Source organism: Marinomonas lutimaris (genome assembly GCF_019426345.1).
Lineage (GTDB): Bacteria > Pseudomonadota > Gammaproteobacteria > Pseudomonadales > Marinomonadaceae > Marinomonas > Marinomonas lutimaris.
The window spans coordinates 32,986-50,615 of sequence record NZ_JAHLLW010000004.1 but is presented as its reverse complement, the minus strand read 5'-3'; the positions used below and the strand labels follow the sequence as shown (position 1 = coordinate 50,615).

Here is a 17,630-nt window from a genome sequence, read left to right as displayed (position 1 = left end):
ATGAGTTATACGCTAGGACAATTAGCCGCCAAGGTGCAGGGTGTTGTAAAGGGTGATGCTGATCTAGTTATAGATAAATTAGGGTCGCTAGAAAATGCGACTCAAAACGAGCTGAGCTTTTTAGCAAATTCCAAGTATCAAAGTCTGCTTGGGTCGACATCTGCAGGTGCAGTCCTTGTAAAAACGGAAGAGCTGGCTCAATTAGTGGGTAATGCCATTATTGTTTCCAATCCTTATTTAGCGTTTGCTCAAATATCACATCTTTTTGTGCCAGCAACACATGGTTGGTCTGGTATTCATCAAAGTGCGGTAGTATCGCCTAAAGCGACAATAGCTGAAAATGTCGTGGTAGGGCCTAATGCTGTGATTGATGATGATGTCTTGATTGCGGAAGGTTGTGTCATTGGCGCAGGTTGTGTTCTTAGTCGAGGTGTTAAAATTGGTCAGGGTTCTCGTCTATACCCTAATGTCACTCTTTATCATGATGTCGAAGTTGGTGATGCGTGCATTATTCATAGCGGTACCGTGATTGGAGCTGATGGTTTTGGCTTTGCTCCAAATGATGTGTTTTGGGAGAAAATTGATCAGCTAGGCTCTGTCGTTATCGGTAATAATGTTGAAATAGGGGCGAATTCAACAGTTGATCGTGGTGCTATAGAGAATACGCAGATAGGTAATGGTGTTAAAATAGATAACCAAGTACAAATTGCTCATAACGTCGTAATTGGCGATAATACGGCGATTGCAGGATGTGTCGGGATTGCAGGTAGTGTGAAAATAGGTGCTTCCTGTACTATATCTGGTGGGGCAGGGCTTGCTGGTCATATTTCAATAGTTGATAACACTCATATTACAGGGATGACTATGATAACCAGATCCATTGAGGAGGCCGGTTCATATTCTTCAGGTACGGGGATGGAGCCTACTGCTAAGTGGCGACGTTCAGTCGCAAGATTTAGACGAATTGATAATATGGCAAAGCAGATCTCATCACTGGGACAACAAATTAAAAAGCTTTCAGAAAAAGGTTGATGTTTAATGATGGACATAAATGAAATTCGTCAGTATTTACCTCAAAGGTACCCATTTTTATTAGTAGATCGTGTTGTTGAGTTAAATCTGAACGATTCCATTATAGCCTATAAAAATGTAACGATTAATGAGCCTTTTTTTAATGGCCATTTTCCAGACCATCCAATAATGCCCGGTGTATTAATTATTGAAGCCATGGCTCAGGCAGCCGGTGTATTGGGTTTCAAAACAATGGAGAAAAAACCAGAAGATGGTTTTATCTATTATTTTGTAGGCGCAGATAATACGCGTTTTAAGCGACCAGTTGTGCCAGGGGATCGTTTGCAATTAGAAGCAAAAATAATTACTGAAAAACGCGGCATTTGGAAATTCGAATGTAGAGCAACAGTTGACGGTCAGTTAGCTTGTTCTGCAACTATTTTGTGTGCAGTCAGGAATATATAGTGGCGATACATCCAACTACTTTGATCGATTCGAAAGCAGAGATTGACTCCAGCGTGGAGATTGGTCCTTTTTGTGTAATCGGACCGAATGTAAAAATTGGTGCTGGTAGTATTATTAAATCTCATGTTGTCATTAATGGTCATACGACAATAGGGTGTAATAATGAGATTTATCAGTTTGCTTCTGTTGGAGAAGCGAACCAAGACAAAAAGTATAAGGGTGAGCCAACACAGCTTGTGATTGGTGACAGTAATGTTATTCGTGAGAATGCGACAATTCATCGCGGTACTATTCAAGACAATGGTATTACGACGGTAGGTAGTCATAACTTGTTTATGGCAAGTACGCACGTTGGTCATGATTGCATTGTGGGTGATCACAATATATTAGCGAACTTTGCAGCCCTTGCAGGGCATGTGACAGTTGGTGATCATGTAATCCTTGGTGGATACACAGGTATTCATCAGTTTTGTCAGGTTAACTCCTTTAGCATGTGTGGTATGGGGTCAATGGTTTCTAAAGATGTGCCTCGGTATGTCATGGTTTCCGGTAGTCCAGCTAAAGCACACGGAATGAACTTTGAGGGGATGCGTCGTCGAGGCGTACCTGCAGAAGTTATTCGAGCATTACGCACTGCATACAAGACAGTATACCTAAAGGGCTTAACCTTAGAGTCTGCGTTACTAGAGCTTGAACAAGGGGATATATTTCATATTCCTGAGGTGGCAGAGTACATTTTGTCAATTCGGCGTTCAAAACGTGGAATTGTTCGATAGGCACCATGTTTTAAAAGAAAACCCCGGACTGTTTCGGGGTTTTTTATTATTAGAGGTTGTATAAATGCAAGTAACGTCTGCGACACGTTATGTGTTGGTAGCTGGTGAAGCTTCGGGTGATATTTTGGGCGCAAATTTGATTGCTCACCTAAAGATGTTACAACCAGATGCGATTTTTGAAGGAATTGGTGGTCCATTAATGGAAGCGCAAGGGTTCAATAGTATTGTGCCAATGGATCGATTGTCTGTCATGGGATTAGTCGAAGTCTTAGGGCGTCTTAGAGAGCTTTTGGGCATTCGTAAGCGCCTATATCAGTCTTGCTTAAAAAATCCTCCAACCGCTTTTATCGGTATAGATTCACCCGACTTTAATATTCCGCTTGCGAGAAAATTAAAACAAGCCGGCATACCGACGATTCATTATGTTAGTCCGTCCGTTTGGGCGTGGCGCCAAAAACGTATTTTTAATATCAAAAAATCTGTTGATCTTATGTTGGCACTTTTTCCGTTTGAATTGCCTATTTACCATGAACATAAGATTCCGGTAGTTTGTGTTGGGCATACGTTAGCGGATGATATACCTCTTGAAAGTGATGCTACTCTTGCCAGAGAAAAGCTTAATCTAGGGTCTATTAATGGTCCTATTTTTGGTATTTTACCTGGGTCTCGTGAAGGTGAAGTGTCTCGTTTGGCGCCGCTTTTTATTGAAACCATTAAGCTGATTAAGCAGAAAGAGCCATCTGCTAGATTTTTGATTCCAGCATCGAATAAAGACCGACGCAACCAAATAGAAGCAATATTGCATGAAGCTAATGCCGAAGCGATTTTAATCGATGGGCAATCACGTACGGTTATGGCGGCATCAGACGCTATCTTGCTGGCTTCTGGGACGGCCGCATTAGAGGCCATGTTAGTGAAGCGGCCAATGGTTGTGTCTTATCGGGTCAATAAGCTTACTTTCGCTATCATGTCTAGAATGGTTAAAGTTCCTTATGTTTCTTTGCCTAATTTGTTGGCTAATGAAGCGTTAGTACCTGAGCTTCTTCAGGATGATGCGACGCCAGATAATTTGGCGACACGATTGTTACAAACTTGGCGGTCTTTTATAACCGATAAAACGATTCAAGCTAAGTATCTCGATTTGCATACTATGTTACGAAAAAATGCAGGTGCGCAGGCAGCGCAAGCAATTGTTACTATGCTTGAAGGAAAAGGGAAATAATGGAGCCTTTTGTTAGTCAGGTATATTTTGGAAATTTATTGGCTGGGACTGATGAAGCTGGTAGAGGTCCGTTAGCAGGAGAGGTGGTTGCTGCTGCGGTGATTTTAGATCCTGCACGACCTATTATTGGGTTAGCAGACTCCAAAAAGTTAAGTGAGAAAAAGCGCGAAGCTTTATTTGTTGAAATACAAGAAAAAGCCTTGGCTTATGGTATTGCTAGCGCCACGATAGAAGAAATTGACGAGATAAATATCCTGCATGCCAGTATGCTGGCAATGTCTCGTGCTGTTGCTTTACTTTCCATTGTGCCTGAACATGTATTGGTTGACGGTAATCGTATTCCGCCCCATTTACCTTGTTCTGCAGAAGCTGTGGTGAAAGGCGATGCTCGGCAAGCAGCTATTTCGGCTGCTTCTATTTTGGCGAAAGTCACTCGTGATAGAGATATTCTACAAGCTGCACAGATTTACCCAGAATATGGCTTTGAAAAACATAAAGGTTACCCTACTGCCCAGCATCTAGAAGCGATTCGTTTGCATGGCATTACGCCGATTCATAGACGCAGTTTTGGTCCAGTTAAGAAGATTTTAGAGGGATAATATTTTGTCCACGTCATTTATACATCTACGAGTCCATACCGAGTTTTCCTTGGTGGATGGCTTGGTGAAAATAAAAGGCTTGCTCGGTACTACCGAGTTTATGTCTATGCCTGCTGTCGCTATTACGGACGAAAATAACCTATGTGGTTTTGTACGCTTTTATAAAGGGGCTATGGAAAAAGGCATTAAGCCTATTTGTGGTGCGGATGTTGTTGTTGCCGAAGACGATGATGTGGATTCTCGTTATCGATTTACCTTATTAGCGACATCAAATAAGGGTTATAAAAACATTATCGCCATTATTTCGAAGGGCTATCAGCTAGGGCAGGTAGAAGGTCGTCCTATCGTTCAGCGTGAATGGATAGAAGCCCATAGCGAGGATGTTATTGCATTATCTGGTGCTGGTTTTGGGGATATTGGTTACCTACTACAAAAAGGTCGACACGAGCAGGCCAAAAATCGATTGGCACATTGGATGTCAATATTCCCCAATCGTTTTTATGTCGAGTTGCAACGAACCAGTCGTCCTGGCGAAGAAAGCTATATTCATGCAGTAGTACCATTGGCTGGCGAGCTAGATTGTCCTGTTGTGGCAACCAATGACGTACGTTTTCTAAAGCGTGAGAACTTTGAGGCTCATGAAGCGCGGGTTTGTATTCATGATGGTGTGACCTTGGATGATCCGCGTCGCAAGCGTCGTTATTCCGAAGAGCAATATTTTAAAACGCCAGAAGAAATGGCGGAGCTTTTTCAAGATATTCCTGAGGCGCTAGAAAATACCGTAGAAATAGCTAAGCGCTGCAGCGTTGATGTTCTGTTAGGCGAGTATTTTTTGCCGGACTATCCTGTACCTGAAGGTATGACAATGGAGGAGTTCTTTAGCAAGCTATCTTATGACGGCTTGATAGAGCGTTTTAATTTCCTCACCAAAAAATATGGCGAACGTATCGAAAAGCGCCGTCAGGAATATTGGGATCGTTTGGATTTTGAATTAACTATTATTAACCAAATGGGGTTTCCAGGTTATTTCTTGATCGTAATGGATTTTATCCAGTGGGCTAAAGACAACGATATTCCCGTTGGGCCAGGGCGTGGTTCTGGTGCCGGTTCTTTGGTGGCTTACGCCCTTAAAATTACCGATCTTGACCCACTCGAATACGATTTACTATTTGAGCGATTCTTGAACCCAGAGCGGGTATCCATGCCTGACTTTGACATCGATTTCTGTATGGATAACCGTGACCGAGTGATCGATTATGTGTCGCGTACTTACGGGCGTGATGCGGTGTCTCAGATTATTACATTCGGTGCAATGGCGGCAAAAGCCGTGGTTCGAGATGTAGCAAGGGTTCAAGGTAAGCCTTATAGTTTAGGGGATAAGTTGTCTAAACTGATCCCCTTTGAAATAGGTATGACGCTTAAGAAAGCCTTGGAAGAAGAGCCTGCTTTACCTGAATTTTTAGCTGGCGATGAAGACGCTGCTGAAGTCATGGAGATGGCGATTTCTTTAGAAGGTGTGGTTCGTAACTTTGGCAAGCACGCTGGTGGCGTGGTAATCGCGCCAACTAAGCTAATTGATTTTGCCCCGCTTTATTGTGAAGAAGACGGTTCTGGTCTGGTTACCCAATACGATAAGAACGATGTAGAAGAAGCGGGGTTGGTAAAGTTCGACTTCTTGGGTTTGAAAACGCTAACAGTTGTAGATTGGGCCGTTAAAAATATTGACGCCATTAATAAGTTGGAAGGCAAGCCACCGCTCGATATTTCTCTGATAGATCTTGAAGATAAATCAACTTATGACCTATTGAAGCGAGCTGAAACCACCGCGGTATTCCAGCTGGAATCACGTGGTATGAAAGAATTGATTAAAAAGCTTTTGCCTTCGCGCTTTGAAGATATTATCGCCTTGGTGGCTTTATATCGTCCCGGCCCATTGGGTTCAGGCATGGTGGACGACTTTATCAATCGTAAACACGGTCGTGCTGAGCTGGCTTTCCCTCATCCAGATTATCAACATCAAGATTTGATTCCTGTATTGGAACCAACTTACGGCATTATCTTGTATCAAGAGCAGGTAATGCAGATTGCTCAGGTATTGGCTAAGTTCTCTCTCGGTGGCGCTGACTTACTTCGTCGTGCTATGGGTAAGAAGAAAGCTGAAGTTATGGCTGAGCAGCGTTTGATCTTCATGGAAGGCGCGCTTAAAAACAATGTAGATAAGGATTTATCAGGCAACATATTTGACCTGATGGAAAAATTCGCTGGTTATGGTTTTAACAAATCTCACTCGGCGGCCTATGCACTGGTTTCTTATCAAACAGCTTGGCTAAAAAATCATTATCCAGCGCCGTTCATGGCAGCGGTATTGTCTGCCGATATGCAGAATACGGATAAGATCGTCATCTTCATTGAAGAATGTCGCTCAATGAAGTTGGCATTAGAACTGCCTAACGTTAATGAGTCCGTTTTCAAATTTACCGTTAATCCAAAGGGTGCCATAGTCTATGGGCTTGGGGCGATTAAAGGGGTGGGTGAAGGTCCGATTGAAGCCATTGTAGAAGCTCGCAAAGAAGGTCCTTTCGAGCATATTTTTGATTTTTGCCAACGAGTTGGACGTAAAGTTAACAAACGTGTTATGGAGGCTTTGGTTCGTTCCGGAGCGTTTGACACTATAGGCCCGAATCGAGCAACCTTGTTTGCTTGTATTGACGAAGCATTGAAAAGAGCCGTGCAAGACGCTAAAAACCAAGATGCTGGCATGATGGATCTATTTGGTATCGCGGTAGAAGAAAATACCGAGGATGCTTATAAGGAAATCGGTATTCAGCATGAGTGGCCACCACGTCAGCGTCTTGATGGCGAGAAAGATACGCTTGGCTTGTATGTGACAGGTCATCCAATTGATGAATATGAAAAAGAGATTCGTCGCTTTGTTCGTTCAAAAATTGTGGATTTACAACCAAAGCGTGGTGATACGCAGGTTATGGCGGGTCTGATCGTTGACTTGCGTATTACCAAGAGCAAAAAAGGTGGTAACATCGCCTTTGTCACATTAGATGACCGTTCTGCTCGAATAGAAGTGACGGTATTTCCTGATAACTACGACACCTTTAAAGACGTTATTGTCAAAGATGAGGTGGTCATAGTTGAAGGTGAAATTACCGTTGATGAATTTCGTGGTGGACAAAAAGTTATTGCTAGAAATATTCTAGATATTGCTCAGGCTCGAGTTCGTTATGTGGAAGCATTGCGAATTACGTGGACGTCAGAGACAGTAACACCAACAGAAATACAGACATTAGCAAACTATATGGAATCATACCGGGGCGATGGCTGCGATGTGGTGATAGGGTTTGATACGCCGCAAGCATGTGGTGACATACGCTTGGGATCAGGTTGGAAAGTTCGTCCGGATGACGAATTAATTCACCAACTTCAGAAACAATACGGTAAACAAAATGTTCAGTTAGTGTATACTTAGACTCATTTAATAGTTTTAGCAATGGAATGCAGCGTAGCGATACGCTTGAAAAGAGCTATAGAGCAAACGGCTAGCCGCCTTTTGCCTTTGTATTTGATGGCAACCAAACAGTAGTGTAATTAAACCATGAATTTAAATTATCTCCCTTTTGAGCAGCCGATTGCTGAGCTCGAACAGAAAATTGAAGAGTTACGTTTAGTCGGTAACGATAATGAACTCAACATAAGCGATGAAATTAGTCGTCTTGAAGATAAAAAAATAGCGCTAACCAAGAGCCTATTTAGTAATTTAGGGGCATGGGAAGTTTCTCAGTTAGCGCGTCACCCAAAGCGCCCATATACTCTTGATTATATTAAGCACGCTTTTACAGATTTTGAAGAAATGCATGGTGATCGTCATTATGCTGACGACCGTGCCATTGTAGGTGGTATTGCTCGTTTAGATGGCCGTCCAGTAATGGTGATTGGCCACCAAAAAGGCCGTGAAGTAAAAGAAAAAGTACTTCGTAACTTTGGTATGCCTCGACCTGAAGGTTACCGTAAAGCGCTACGTTTGATGGAAACGGCTGAACGTTTCAATATGCCTATCGTGACATTAATTGACACACCTGGAGCCTATCCTGGTATCGGCGCGGAAGAGCGTGGTCAAAGTGAAGCAATTGCTTTTAATTTGGCAGTTATGTCTCGCCTTAAAACGCCGATTATTTCTACAGTAATTGGTGAAGGTGGTTCTGGTGGTGCTTTGGCAATAGGCGTTTGTGATGAGCTAATGATGCTGCAATACGGTACTTACTCTGTTATTTCACCAGAAGGCTGTGCTTCTATTTTATGGAAAAGTGCAGATCGTGCTTCTGATGCCGCGAAAGCCATGGGTATTACGGCTCAGCGTCTACAAGAGTTAGGTTTTGTTGATAATATTATCCAAGAGCCTCTTGGTGGTGCGCATATTTCTCATGAAGAAATGGCTCAGAGCCTAAAGAAAAATGTTCTTGCGGCGTTGGATCGTATGGAAGCTTTAACGACAGAAGAGTTGTTAGCTCGTCGTTACAACCGTTTGATGTCTTACGGTCTATAATTTTTAGTTTCTTTAAAAAGCCTCCTATATTTAGGGGGCTTTTTTGTTTCTTACGTTTAAGATGTTTTGCACCTAGACCTTATGATGAAACGTTCCATATCTAAACCACTTATTTCTGCATCTCCCCTTAGATTTAACGCTGAGTGGGTTAGCTCTGTATTTTCGACGGCGAATAAAGTCTGGATTGGTTTTAGTGGCGGGGTAGATTCTCATGTATTACTTCATGCTTTGGCGAATCAAATATCTGTTGAACAAAAACAAAAGCTCGCAGCTCTTCATGTACATCATGGTTTGAGTGCTAATGCCGATGATTGGCTAGCGCATTGTGAGGCGACTTGTGGCAAGCTTGGTGTGTCTTTTGTTGCTCAACGCGTGCAGTTAGAGGTTCAAGCTTCTTTAGAAGATGCCGCTCGTAATGCTCGTTATCATGCTTTTCAGAAGGTCATGGGTGATCAGGATATAATTTTGCTCGCTCATCATGCTGGCGATCAGGTTGAAACTGTGTTGTTTCGTTTATTGCGAGGGACGGGGGGGAAAGGATTATCTGGTATTCCATACCAAAGGTCACTTGGTAATGCTTGTTTGATTCGTCCTCTGTTAGCGGCTTCAAAAAATGATATTGAGGATTATGCTCAGCTGCATCAGCTTGAGTGGATTCATGATGAGTCTAATATTGACGAGCACTTTACCCGTAACTTTCTTCGACAAAGTGTCGTGCCTGGTCTAAAAAAGCGCTTTCCGAAAATGGAGCAAAATATCCTCTCCAGTACACGACGTATTGCGACGGATTACACTATGCTTTCTCGATTCGCACAGCAGCAACTAACGGCTTGGTGCAATGAATTTGGTGGGTTGGATCTATCTTATATTAATGATAAACCTATGGATGAGAGACTGTTTTGGTGGCGACATTTGTTACAGGGGAAAGGTGTTTCATTGACACAATCTCAGCTAGAAAGCGTAGAAGCTATGTTTTCTGCAGCAGAGGATAAGCAACCTGAATTTGAATTTCCCGGTGGTCGTATTATGCGGCATCAAAATGCGGTTTATCTTCTGCCTCCTGATAATGCTGTGAAACTGTCTGTTTTAGTCTCTGGTGAAATATTGCAGCGTCCTTTTGATAGTATTTGTGTAACTGGTAGCGATTTTTGTGTATTGAAAGTTCGTCCTCGGGGAGAGAGTTTACTGATGTCCAATGGTAAAACTCGTAAGCTAAAAAAGTGGCTTAACGATGAAGCTATCCCTAGCTGGTGGAGGGATCATCTCCCTTATCTGTATCTGGGTGATACCCTAGTTGCTATTGGCGATCTTTGGCAGCATCCAAGTTATTCTTATCTCAGGATTAAATGGCAACCGAGTTCAACGCTACCATTGCTAAAGTCCAATTCTAGCTAGTTGTTATTATTGTGTTTTTATTTAGCTGTTAGCTGCACATTTAGTTGGTGTTATCGCGATAAAATTCTATTCTTAATAGGTTATCTGTTTTTGAGTGATTCGTAACACTGTCTAATGTCTTAACGACAGGATATTTATAATGCTTCATGTGGTTGTTTTTGGTGGCTTAGAATTTAGTCCTTTGGTTGTTTATTTTCCTATTGCTTTCTTATTGGCAGCGTTAACTCGTTTTGCTCTTCATCGCTTGGACTGGCACGATCGTATTTGGCGAGTGGCTTGGTTTGAAGTGTCATTATTTGTTTGTTACTTGGCACTAACTGTTTATTTATTAGGTGGAAGATAAATCAATGGCGAAATATCTACGTATTCTTTTGACTGTGTTGGTTGTTGTGGCTGCTATTTTTGCTGGACGCTGGGTATGGAATGATTATATGCATTCCCCTTGGACTCGTGATGGCCGTATTCGTGCAGACATAGTGACGGTTGCACCTGATGTGTCTGGTTGGGTAACGAATCTGAATATCACCAATGATCAGGCCGTTAAAGAAGGTGATTTACTGTTCAGTGTTGATCAAAAGCGTTATCAAGCGGTATTTAATCAAAGTAAAGCCAACACAGAAAATGCTTTGTATTCTTGGCAATTGGCAAAACATAAGTACGAACGACGTACTGCATTGCTTAGTCAAAAAGCCATTAGCGCCGAAGATTTAGAGTCTTCTCGTATCAGTACTGAAATCGCCAAAGCAAATTATGATTTGGCTGTAGCCCAGCAAGCGACAGCTCAGCTTAATTTAGACCGAACTCAAGTGCGTGCCCCCGTGTCAGGTCATATTATTAACTTGAATTTACGTCAGGGAAATTATGTCGGCCAAGGAGCCTCGGTTTTTGCCATTGTTCGGTCTGATTCATTTTATGTAACAGGCTATTTTGAGGAAACCAAAATACCATTGGTTCATTTGAATCAAGAAGCAAAAATAACCTTGCTCAGTGGCGGTAAGCCACTAACAGGTCATGTGGTGAGTGTTGGTAAGGCTATCGCGAATACCAATACTCAAAGTAATGGCCAGCTTTTACCCCAGATTCAACAAACGTTTAACTGGGTACGCTTGTCGCAGCGCATTCCTGTAGATATCAAGTTAGATCCGTTAGCAGAAGAAACACAATTGAGCGCTGGTATGACGGCCACTATTCATCTTACTAAGCAGTAAGGAGATAGCCTTGGGAATCGTGCTTCGTAATCTGTTTTTACCTGAAAAGCAGGCGGTTATTTTTGCGCTTAAAGGTGTCATTGCTATGGCGATGGCGTTAACGATTGCTCTCTCTTTAAATCTTGATCGCCCTTATTGGGCGTTAGTTTCCGCTGTCTTTTTGCAAATGCGCCCTGAAAGTGGCTTGGTTATTGAAAAGGCCATTTGCCAAATTGTCGGCACCATTATCGGTGGCTTATTTGGCATTTTATTGTTGACTCAATTTATGCCGTATCCCTATTTGGCTCTGGGGATATTGGCGTTGTGGTTAGGTTTAAATTCAGCTTTATCTGCTATGGTGCGACAAGCGAATTTTGTTTATGCGTTTGCAATGGCTGCAGTAACATCAGAGATTATTGTACTGATGGTGATGGTAAGCCCGTCAACAGCAGACAGTCAGGCCGTGTTTGATATCGCTCAAGCTCGTGTTAGTGAGATTATTATAGGGTCCATTTGTGCAGGTGTTGTTAGTCACATGTTTTGGCCTGTCAAAGTGAAAGACAGTCTGCAGCGGCAGGCACGATTGGTCATCAATCAGACTTTACAGTACCTAGTAACCGAGCTAGATAAATCAGGTACTCACGAAACTCGCCATAAGCAAATAGATAGTATTATGGCGACATTGGGGATGGTGAGTGAAGACTCTAGCGCGGTTAGCTATGAGGGGCCAAAAGGTCCAGGGCGAACAAGAGCGGCGAATCAATTAGCCCAAAAAGTGTTATCTCTATTGGCTTTGGTGCAAATATTTGGTCGCCTGCAGCGTCGACATGCAGAGCTAATGACGCCGGCTTTAACTGAGCTTCTCGATCGATTGCGTGGGGCATTTGGGCGAATTGCAGAGTCTGATGATTTTGATTATTGCTTGGAGCAGGTTAAAGCATTACGAAGCGACCTTGCAAATTATCGTTCGAGTAATGATTTGGATGTTCCTTTCGAATCCCATATGCTGAATGTCGGTGCAGAGATTACATCTGAGCTGACTGTATTGTTGAGAGCTTATCGAGCATTGGAAGAACGGGATAGCACCTTGTTAAATGCGCCTAGTATGTTGACCTATCGAGACCCGTTAGCAGGATTAATTATAGGTGTTCGTACTACTGTTGTATTTTTGATTGGTGCTTGTATCTGGGTTAGTACAGGCTCGGCTGCGGCGCTAATGATTATGATCTTGCCAGTAATTTTTTCCATTATGCTGGCCCGATTGCCCTTGATGATCTTAAAAGTAGTTTTAAAAAGGTTGCTGGTTGGTGTTGTCGCAGCGGTTATTGTTGCGGTTTTTTTCGCGCTTAATCTCTTATCGCAAAGCTCGGGTCAGCTAGAGCTTTTATTGCTTGTGTTAGCCGCTCCGTATTTTATTGGTTTATTGCTTCTTGCTGATAGGCAAACTCTGCCATATGGTTTGGGCTTCTGTATTCCTTTTTCCATTCTAGTGAGCCCAAGTAGGGACATGAGTCGGGCTTTTTCTATCGATTATACTGTAAGCTCTGCTATGGCAATTTTTGCCGGCGTGTGTATTTTATTTTGGGTGTTTCATCTGATTACTGGGCCAAGTGTTCAATTATTAGTGCATCGTATTTTTAAAACAACCTATCAAGACTTATTGGAGATTAATCAACATACCAGTCCAACAGCTTGGTATAACCGCCGTATGGCTGATCGATTGTTGCGCCTGACAAATTATGACCAAGGTTCTAAATCGCGTGCAATTACAGATTTAGCATTAACTGCTTTAAACCTTGGGCATGTCTCCATTCGTTTGCGTTCGATTTGTGAAAGCTTGGCTGGTAAGCAGCAGCTGCGCTTATTAGAAAATTGGCAGGCTGCCTTGGCAAATGCTTTTTTATTGGCAAGTAAAGGTCGCTGTGATGATAGCTTTGAAAAAGCCAGCAGCTCTTTATATGAAGAATTGCTGGCTTTGGTGGGAGACTCTAATCAGGTTGAAGCTATTGAAGGTATGTTCTTGCGGATCAACATGACCTTTGAAAGAAGCGCAGAAGCTATTGCTGCTCAGAGAGGGAGGGGGTAAATAGGGAAAGCCATAACAAAATAAGTGGAACGGCTAAGTACCTAGAGAAACTCTAGACTCTTAATAGCCAATTCGCTTGATCTTTGTATGTCGCAACTAATTCCGCGTTCAATCCATCGCTTTGATTGATTCTATCCATGGCTTGTTCATGACTGAAGCCCCAAGCCTTCATGTGGCGTTTTGCTAAACGCTCTATTGCTACTTCGATAGGAATATCTAAAAACCAATGTTCATCGAACAGCGCTTTGGATTCTTGCCAGCCATCTTGCTGGTGGAGTAAATATAAGCCTTCAACCAGTATGACGTTTGTTTCTTTCTTTATCGATACATCATCCTCAACGGGGTCGCCAAGGGTGTGATCAAAGCTTGGCCACAAAATATCTTCTTGCTGATAGCTTTGTTTAATCTTATTAACACGTTCTACAAAGGCCGTGCTATCAAATGTCCAAGGAGCCCCTCGTCTTGCAAAAGCTTCTTCTGCATTAGGTTGGGCGCTAAGTTGAGCTTTAGATAGATGAAAGCCATCCATTGAAAGGCAAGTGACTTGTGAGTTTTGTTGCTTTGCAAAATGATCGAGTAAATATTCTGCAAGCGTGCTTTTACCAGAACCTGGTCCACCAGTTAGGCCAATTAGGGTTCGGCTTGGTTTGTTCATATAAGCTTGTATTTTATCTAAAGCGTTTTGTATATCGGTCGAACTTGCGTAGCTGTCATTAATCATATGAAGAGCCATAAATTTTCCTGTTTTTATTTTCTATCGCAGTACTTTAGCATGAACTTATTGCCATGATTCGTACTTTTATGTGAACTGAATGATGTTGAAATACGTATCTAAGGAAAAGCAGAAAAGGTGCACTGTCATGCTATTACAAGAGCTTAAAAAGATTTCTCATGTTGATAAAGTGAAACTACATTCTTTGGAGTCAAATCTATATCAGTTATCCGTGATAATCGCAGGGACAGAAGAATACATACAAACGGATCAAGGTCGTTTTCTAACAAGTCATAACAAGTTAGACCTTCAGGCCTTGTTCAAAGGTAAAAGCGTTGGAGCTATGGTGCTTTGTCATCAGAGTGCTTATGACGAAATGGTCGGACAGCCTATTGGTGCTTGTAATACATTAGAAGTGCCGCTTGGTAATACAGATTTGGCTTAAATGATCGAGTCTATATTTTTTAAAATATGCATTTTTTCGCCGTTATCTTCCATCTGGGAAAATATTTTGGCATAACCAAGTGTGGCATTGGCGTGTTCGCGCATGATAGCTTCGGCGCGGCTTCCTTGTCCGTGGGTAATGGCGTCAAATACCGCATGATGTTGCATGTGAGCGAAGTTAAAGCGGCGGTATTCTTGAGCTAGGTTGTTTCTATCAAAGGCCAGTGCGCTAACCGATGCGAAGGGTAAGTGCTCATTTCGGCTCAGTGCTTCTGATATGGCTGGGTTTAAACTGGCTTCTATAATAATTTGATGAAAGCGCTGATTCATATCGTGGTAGATGGCGAGGTCTTGCTCATTAATGCTGCCTTTGACAAACAACTCATCTCCTTGTTTTAACAGTCTTAGCAATTCATTGGTCTGTGATTTTGATAACTTATTTTCAGCTGCTTGCCTTGCAGCTAAGCCTTCTAGCACACCTCGTACTTCAATAGATCCGCTAATTTCAGCTTGCGTCACTTGACGCACAATGTAGCCACGTCCTGATAATTTCGTTAGCAAACCTTCTTGCTCTAAGGTGCGAAAGGCAATTCGTACTGGCGTACGTGATACATTCAGTTGCTCTGCGGTGGGTATTTCGACAAGCCTTTGTCCTGATTCTAGCTCTCCAGACAAAATCATTTGTCGCAATCGGCTGATTACTTGTTGTCCAGGTTTACTCATTGGAACGTACTCATTTGGAAGTGCTCATTGCTCTTGTCTCAGTGCTTTTCATGGAAAAATAATCATAACGTAAATGTAGTGAAAAGAGTAACCATTGGATCCAATACATAAACTTTTAGTTATCAATTGTTTAGCCGCAAAACTATTATTCATTATGCATAAAGTGGATCCAATTAGTGCATAACTCTATTGTTTTTTGATTTATTTTATTTATATTGGATCCAATGAATAAAAATAACAGCAGGAGAACTTCAATGAGTCAGCAAACTTTCCCTAAAAATACGTGGTATGTCGCAGCCATGTCTGAAGAGGTTGCGGGCAGCAAACCTCTTGGTCGTAAAATTTGCGGTGAAAGCATTGCTTTTTACCGTTCCCACGATAACGAAATTGCGGCGGTATTGGATTTTTGTCCGCACCGCGGAGCCGCTTTGTCTTTAGGTTATGTCGAAGAAGGTCTTTTGGTCTGTGGCTATCATGGTTTAAAAATGGGAGCTGATGGCAAAACTAAAGAGATGCCTTTGCAGCGAGTAAAAGGTTTCCCTTGCATGAAATCCTATGCGGTTGAAGAGCGTTATGGTTTTATTTGGGTGTGGCCAGGAGACCAATCTCAAGCCGATAAAACTTTGATTCCTCATTTAGAATGGGCGGTAAGTCCTGAGTGGGCTTATGGTGGCGGCTTGTATCATATCAACTGCGATTATCGTTTGATGGTCGATAATCTAATGGATTTGACTCACGAGACTTATGTTCATGCCAGCAGTATTGGGCAGAAAGAAATCGATGAGTCTCCTGTTTCTACTACGGTGGATGGCGATAAGGTTATTACCAGTCGCTTCATGGAAAATATTATGGCACCACCTTTTTGGCAAGCAGCGTTACGTGGTAATGGTTTGGCGGATGATGTTTTAGTAGATCGTTGGCAGATTTGTCGTTTCAGTCCACCTTCTCATGTGATGATTGATGTTGGTGTTGCCCATGCGGGAAATGGCGGCTTTGATGCGCCAGCTGATAAAAAAGCCAGTAGCACTGTAGTGGATTTTATCACCCCTGAAACGGAAACCTCTATTTGGTATTTTTGGGGTATGGCACGTAATTTCAAACCAGAGGATCAGGCGTTAACGGATACTATTCGTGAAGGGCAGGGCAAAATATTTTCTGAAGATTTGGAAGTGCTTGAGCGTCAACAGCAAAACTTATTGGCTTTTCCAGACTATGATTTATTAAAACTGGATATAGATGCTGGTGGTGTTCAATCAAGACGAATAATTGACCGAATTATTGCGAAAGAGCAGGCGGCGAAACAGCAACCTAAAGCGTCTTCATCGTCAAATGCACCGCTTCAAACAGCGTCATTTTAACTTAATCGATGCCAGCTAGGGGGGAGTGTAAGTTGCTCTCTAGTTTTTAAAAAAAACAATAAGTTAGGAGAGCCAGATGATTCCGGTAGTGGTAAGAAACGTTGTTACCGAAGCGCAAGGTGTGGTTCGGCTGGTGTTGGGTTCTGAGGATGGCTCTAATTTGCCGAGTTTTGAACCTGGAGCCCATATTGATCTTCATTTGCCCAGTGGTTTGATTCGTCAATATTCATTGTGTCGTATACAGCCTGAAGCGCAGTATTATGAAATCGCTGTATTAAAAGATCCGCAATCAAGAGGAGGTTCGGCAGAGGTACATTGCTTGAAGATTGGTGATGCTCTATTGATTAGTGCGCCTAAGAACCACTTTCCTTTGATAGACACAAAACGTCATAGTGTTTTGATTGCTGGTGGTATTGGTGTAACGCCTATATTGCCAATGGCGCAAAAGCTACAAAAAATGGGACTGTCTTTTGAATTTCATTATTGTGCAAGGACTCCAGAGACAGCTGCGTTTGCATCGGCATTAGAAAGTGGTTCTTTTGCTGATAAAATGCATTTTCACTTTAGTGAAGTGCCAGAATCTAGTCAAATGGATGTGGTGAGTGTTTTGTCTCGTCATGCGAATGACTCTGAATTGTATATCTGTGGTCCTGCAGGCTTTATTGATTACGTCTTATTACAGGCAAAAATGCTAGGTTGGCCTGAAGACCGTTTGCACCGAGAGTTTTTCGCAGCACCAGCCTTGGATGAAAATGTTAGCGAAAATACTCCGTTTAAAGTGAAAATCCATAGCACTGGTGAGGTTTTTGATGTCGGGGCTGATCAAAGTATTTTTGAGGTTTTGGATGAGAATGGTGTATTCCTTGCCGTGTCTTGCGAATCGGGCGTATGTGGTACCTGTCAAACAGGTGTTATAGATGGCGTTCCTGATCACAGAGATGTCTTTTTAACAGACAAAGAACACGCTCAAGGTAAGCTAGTGATGCCTTGCTGTTCTCGTTCTAAAACATCCGTCTTGGAGTTAGACTTATAGTCCTGTTTCAACTGGCTTCTTCTTTCTTAGCTTTGCTCGCGACTTCGTGCAAAGGTCTCTTGGT

General features: G+C 42.4%; 16 protein-coding genes. 14 read left to right on the top strand and 2 right to left on the bottom strand.

Translation table 11 applies throughout. The features are described 5' to 3' along the window. The 11 genes from lpxD to KPL72_RS06535 all read left to right on the top strand — a co-directional run bounded on the left by lpxD (nucleotide 1) and on the right by KPL72_RS06535 (nucleotide 13,296). Entirely contained in the window at nucleotides 1-1,032 is a 1,032-nt protein-coding gene (lpxD, locus tag KPL72_RS06585) for a UDP-3-O-(3-hydroxymyristoyl)glucosamine N-acyltransferase (RefSeq protein WP_219702251.1), read from the top strand. Nucleotides 1,033-1,038: 6 nt separating this feature from the next. Next, nucleotides 1,039-1,476 carry a 3-hydroxyacyl-ACP dehydratase FabZ gene (gene fabZ / locus KPL72_RS06580; protein WP_219702250.1) on the top strand — a complete coding sequence of 146 codons (438 nt, stop codon included), beginning with the start codon at nucleotides 1,039-1,041 and terminating at the stop codon, nucleotides 1,474-1,476. Beyond that, entirely contained in the window at nucleotides 1,476-2,252 is a 777-nt protein-coding gene (gene lpxA, locus KPL72_RS06575; protein ID WP_212918085.1) for an acyl-ACP--UDP-N-acetylglucosamine O-acyltransferase, read from the top strand. The genes fabZ and lpxA overlap by 1 nt, the downstream gene beginning before the upstream one ends. A gap of 64 nt (nucleotides 2,253-2,316) precedes the next feature. Next, entirely contained in the window at nucleotides 2,317-3,474 is a 1,158-nt protein-coding gene (gene lpxB, locus KPL72_RS06570) for a lipid-A-disaccharide synthase (protein WP_219702249.1), read from the top strand. After that, nucleotides 3,474-4,073: a ribonuclease HII gene (rnhB, locus tag KPL72_RS06565; protein ID WP_219702248.1), complete on the top strand. Its 600-nt coding sequence runs from the start codon at nucleotides 3,474-3,476 to the stop codon at nucleotides 4,071-4,073. The genes lpxB and rnhB overlap by 1 nt, the downstream gene beginning before the upstream one ends. Before the next feature lie 4 nt (nucleotides 4,074-4,077). Next, nucleotides 4,078-7,554, top strand: coding sequence for a DNA polymerase III subunit alpha (gene dnaE / locus KPL72_RS06560; RefSeq protein WP_219702247.1), 3,477 nt, complete (start codon nucleotides 4,078-4,080; stop codon nucleotides 7,552-7,554). Between the two features lie 126 nt (nucleotides 7,555-7,680). Next, nucleotides 7,681-8,628, top strand: coding sequence for an acetyl-CoA carboxylase carboxyl transferase subunit alpha (accA, locus tag KPL72_RS06555; protein WP_212918089.1), 948 nt, complete (start codon nucleotides 7,681-7,683; stop codon nucleotides 8,626-8,628). A gap of 84 nt (nucleotides 8,629-8,712) precedes the next feature. Continuing rightward, nucleotides 8,713-10,023: a tRNA lysidine(34) synthetase TilS gene (gene tilS / locus KPL72_RS06550; protein WP_219702246.1), complete on the top strand. Its 1,311-nt coding sequence runs from the start codon at nucleotides 8,713-8,715 to the stop codon at nucleotides 10,021-10,023. 139 nt (nucleotides 10,024-10,162) lie between these two features. Further along, nucleotides 10,163-10,366 carry a DUF1656 domain-containing protein gene (locus KPL72_RS06545; RefSeq protein ID WP_219702245.1) on the top strand — a complete coding sequence of 68 codons (204 nt, stop codon included), beginning with the start codon at nucleotides 10,163-10,165 and terminating at the stop codon, nucleotides 10,364-10,366. Nucleotides 10,367-10,370: 4 nt separating this feature from the next. Next, nucleotides 10,371-11,231: an efflux RND transporter periplasmic adaptor subunit gene (locus tag KPL72_RS06540; RefSeq protein ID WP_219702244.1), complete on the top strand. Its 861-nt coding sequence runs from the start codon at nucleotides 10,371-10,373 to the stop codon at nucleotides 11,229-11,231. A 19-nt stretch (nucleotides 11,232-11,250) separates the two neighbouring features. Next, nucleotides 11,251-13,296 carry an FUSC family protein gene (locus KPL72_RS06535; protein ID WP_346729499.1) on the top strand — a complete coding sequence of 682 codons (2,046 nt, stop codon included), beginning with the start codon at nucleotides 11,251-11,253 and terminating at the stop codon, nucleotides 13,294-13,296. A gap of 52 nt (nucleotides 13,297-13,348) precedes the next feature. On the opposite strand, the gene KPL72_RS06530 is transcribed toward KPL72_RS06535, so the two are convergent. Then, nucleotides 13,349-14,029, bottom strand: a complete 681-nt coding sequence (locus KPL72_RS06530; protein ID WP_219702242.1) for a P-loop domain-containing protein — start codon at nucleotides 14,027-14,029, stop codon at nucleotides 13,349-13,351. 127 nt (nucleotides 14,030-14,156) lie between these two features. Between KPL72_RS06530 and KPL72_RS06525 the strand changes: the two genes are divergently transcribed. Next, complete coding sequence (locus KPL72_RS06525) at nucleotides 14,157-14,453, top strand: DUF6482 family protein (RefSeq protein ID WP_212918095.1); 297 nt, start codon at nucleotides 14,157-14,159, stop codon at nucleotides 14,451-14,453. Here the strand turns inward: KPL72_RS06525 and KPL72_RS06520 are convergent. Next, nucleotides 14,450-15,175 carry a GntR family transcriptional regulator gene (locus KPL72_RS06520; protein ID WP_212918096.1) on the bottom strand — a complete coding sequence of 242 codons (726 nt, stop codon included), beginning with the start codon at nucleotides 15,173-15,175 and terminating at the stop codon, nucleotides 14,450-14,452. The genes KPL72_RS06525 and KPL72_RS06520 overlap by 4 nt on opposite strands. A gap of 254 nt (nucleotides 15,176-15,429) precedes the next feature. Here KPL72_RS06520 and KPL72_RS06515 point away from each other — a divergent pair, with 254 nt between their 5' ends. Both KPL72_RS06515 and KPL72_RS06510 read left to right on the top strand, forming a co-directional pair. Then, complete coding sequence (locus KPL72_RS06515) at nucleotides 15,430-16,533, top strand: aromatic ring-hydroxylating dioxygenase subunit alpha (protein ID WP_212918097.1); 1,104 nt, start codon at nucleotides 15,430-15,432, stop codon at nucleotides 16,531-16,533. 76 nt (nucleotides 16,534-16,609) lie between these two features. Beyond that, nucleotides 16,610-17,566 carry a PDR/VanB family oxidoreductase gene (locus KPL72_RS06510; protein ID WP_212918098.1) on the top strand — a complete coding sequence of 319 codons (957 nt, stop codon included), beginning with the start codon at nucleotides 16,610-16,612 and terminating at the stop codon, nucleotides 17,564-17,566. The last annotated feature ends 64 nt before the right edge of the window (nucleotides 17,567-17,630 follow it).

Coding starts and splice junctions, on each gene's coding strand:
- lpxD (WP_219702251.1), top strand. CDS start 1: ATGAGTTATACGCTAGGACAATTAGCCGCCAAGGTGCAGGGTGTTGTA.
- fabZ (WP_219702250.1), top strand. CDS start 1,039: ATGATGGACATAAATGAAATTCGTCAGTATTTACCTCAAAGGTACCCA.
- lpxB (WP_219702249.1), top strand. CDS start 2,317: ATGCAAGTAACGTCTGCGACACGTTATGTGTTGGTAGCTGGTGAAGCT.
- rnhB (WP_219702248.1), top strand. CDS start 3,474: ATGGAGCCTTTTGTTAGTCAGGTATATTTTGGAAATTTATTGGCTGGG.
- accA (WP_212918089.1), top strand. CDS start 7,681: ATGAATTTAAATTATCTCCCTTTTGAGCAGCCGATTGCTGAGCTCGAA.
- tilS (WP_219702246.1), top strand. CDS start 8,713: ATGAAACGTTCCATATCTAAACCACTTATTTCTGCATCTCCCCTTAGA.
- KPL72_RS06545 (WP_219702245.1), top strand. CDS start 10,163: ATGCTTCATGTGGTTGTTTTTGGTGGCTTAGAATTTAGTCCTTTGGTT.
- KPL72_RS06540 (WP_219702244.1), top strand. CDS start 10,371: ATGGCGAAATATCTACGTATTCTTTTGACTGTGTTGGTTGTTGTGGCT.
- KPL72_RS06530 (WP_219702242.1), bottom strand. CDS start 14,029: ATGGCTCTTCATATGATTAATGACAGCTACGCAAGTTCGACCGATATA.
- KPL72_RS06525 (WP_212918095.1), top strand. CDS start 14,157: ATGCTATTACAAGAGCTTAAAAAGATTTCTCATGTTGATAAAGTGAAA.
- KPL72_RS06520 (WP_212918096.1), bottom strand. CDS start 15,175: ATGAGTAAACCTGGACAACAAGTAATCAGCCGATTGCGACAAATGATT.
- KPL72_RS06515 (WP_212918097.1), top strand. CDS start 15,430: ATGAGTCAGCAAACTTTCCCTAAAAATACGTGGTATGTCGCAGCCATG.
- KPL72_RS06510 (WP_212918098.1), top strand. CDS start 16,610: ATGATTCCGGTAGTGGTAAGAAACGTTGTTACCGAAGCGCAAGGTGTG.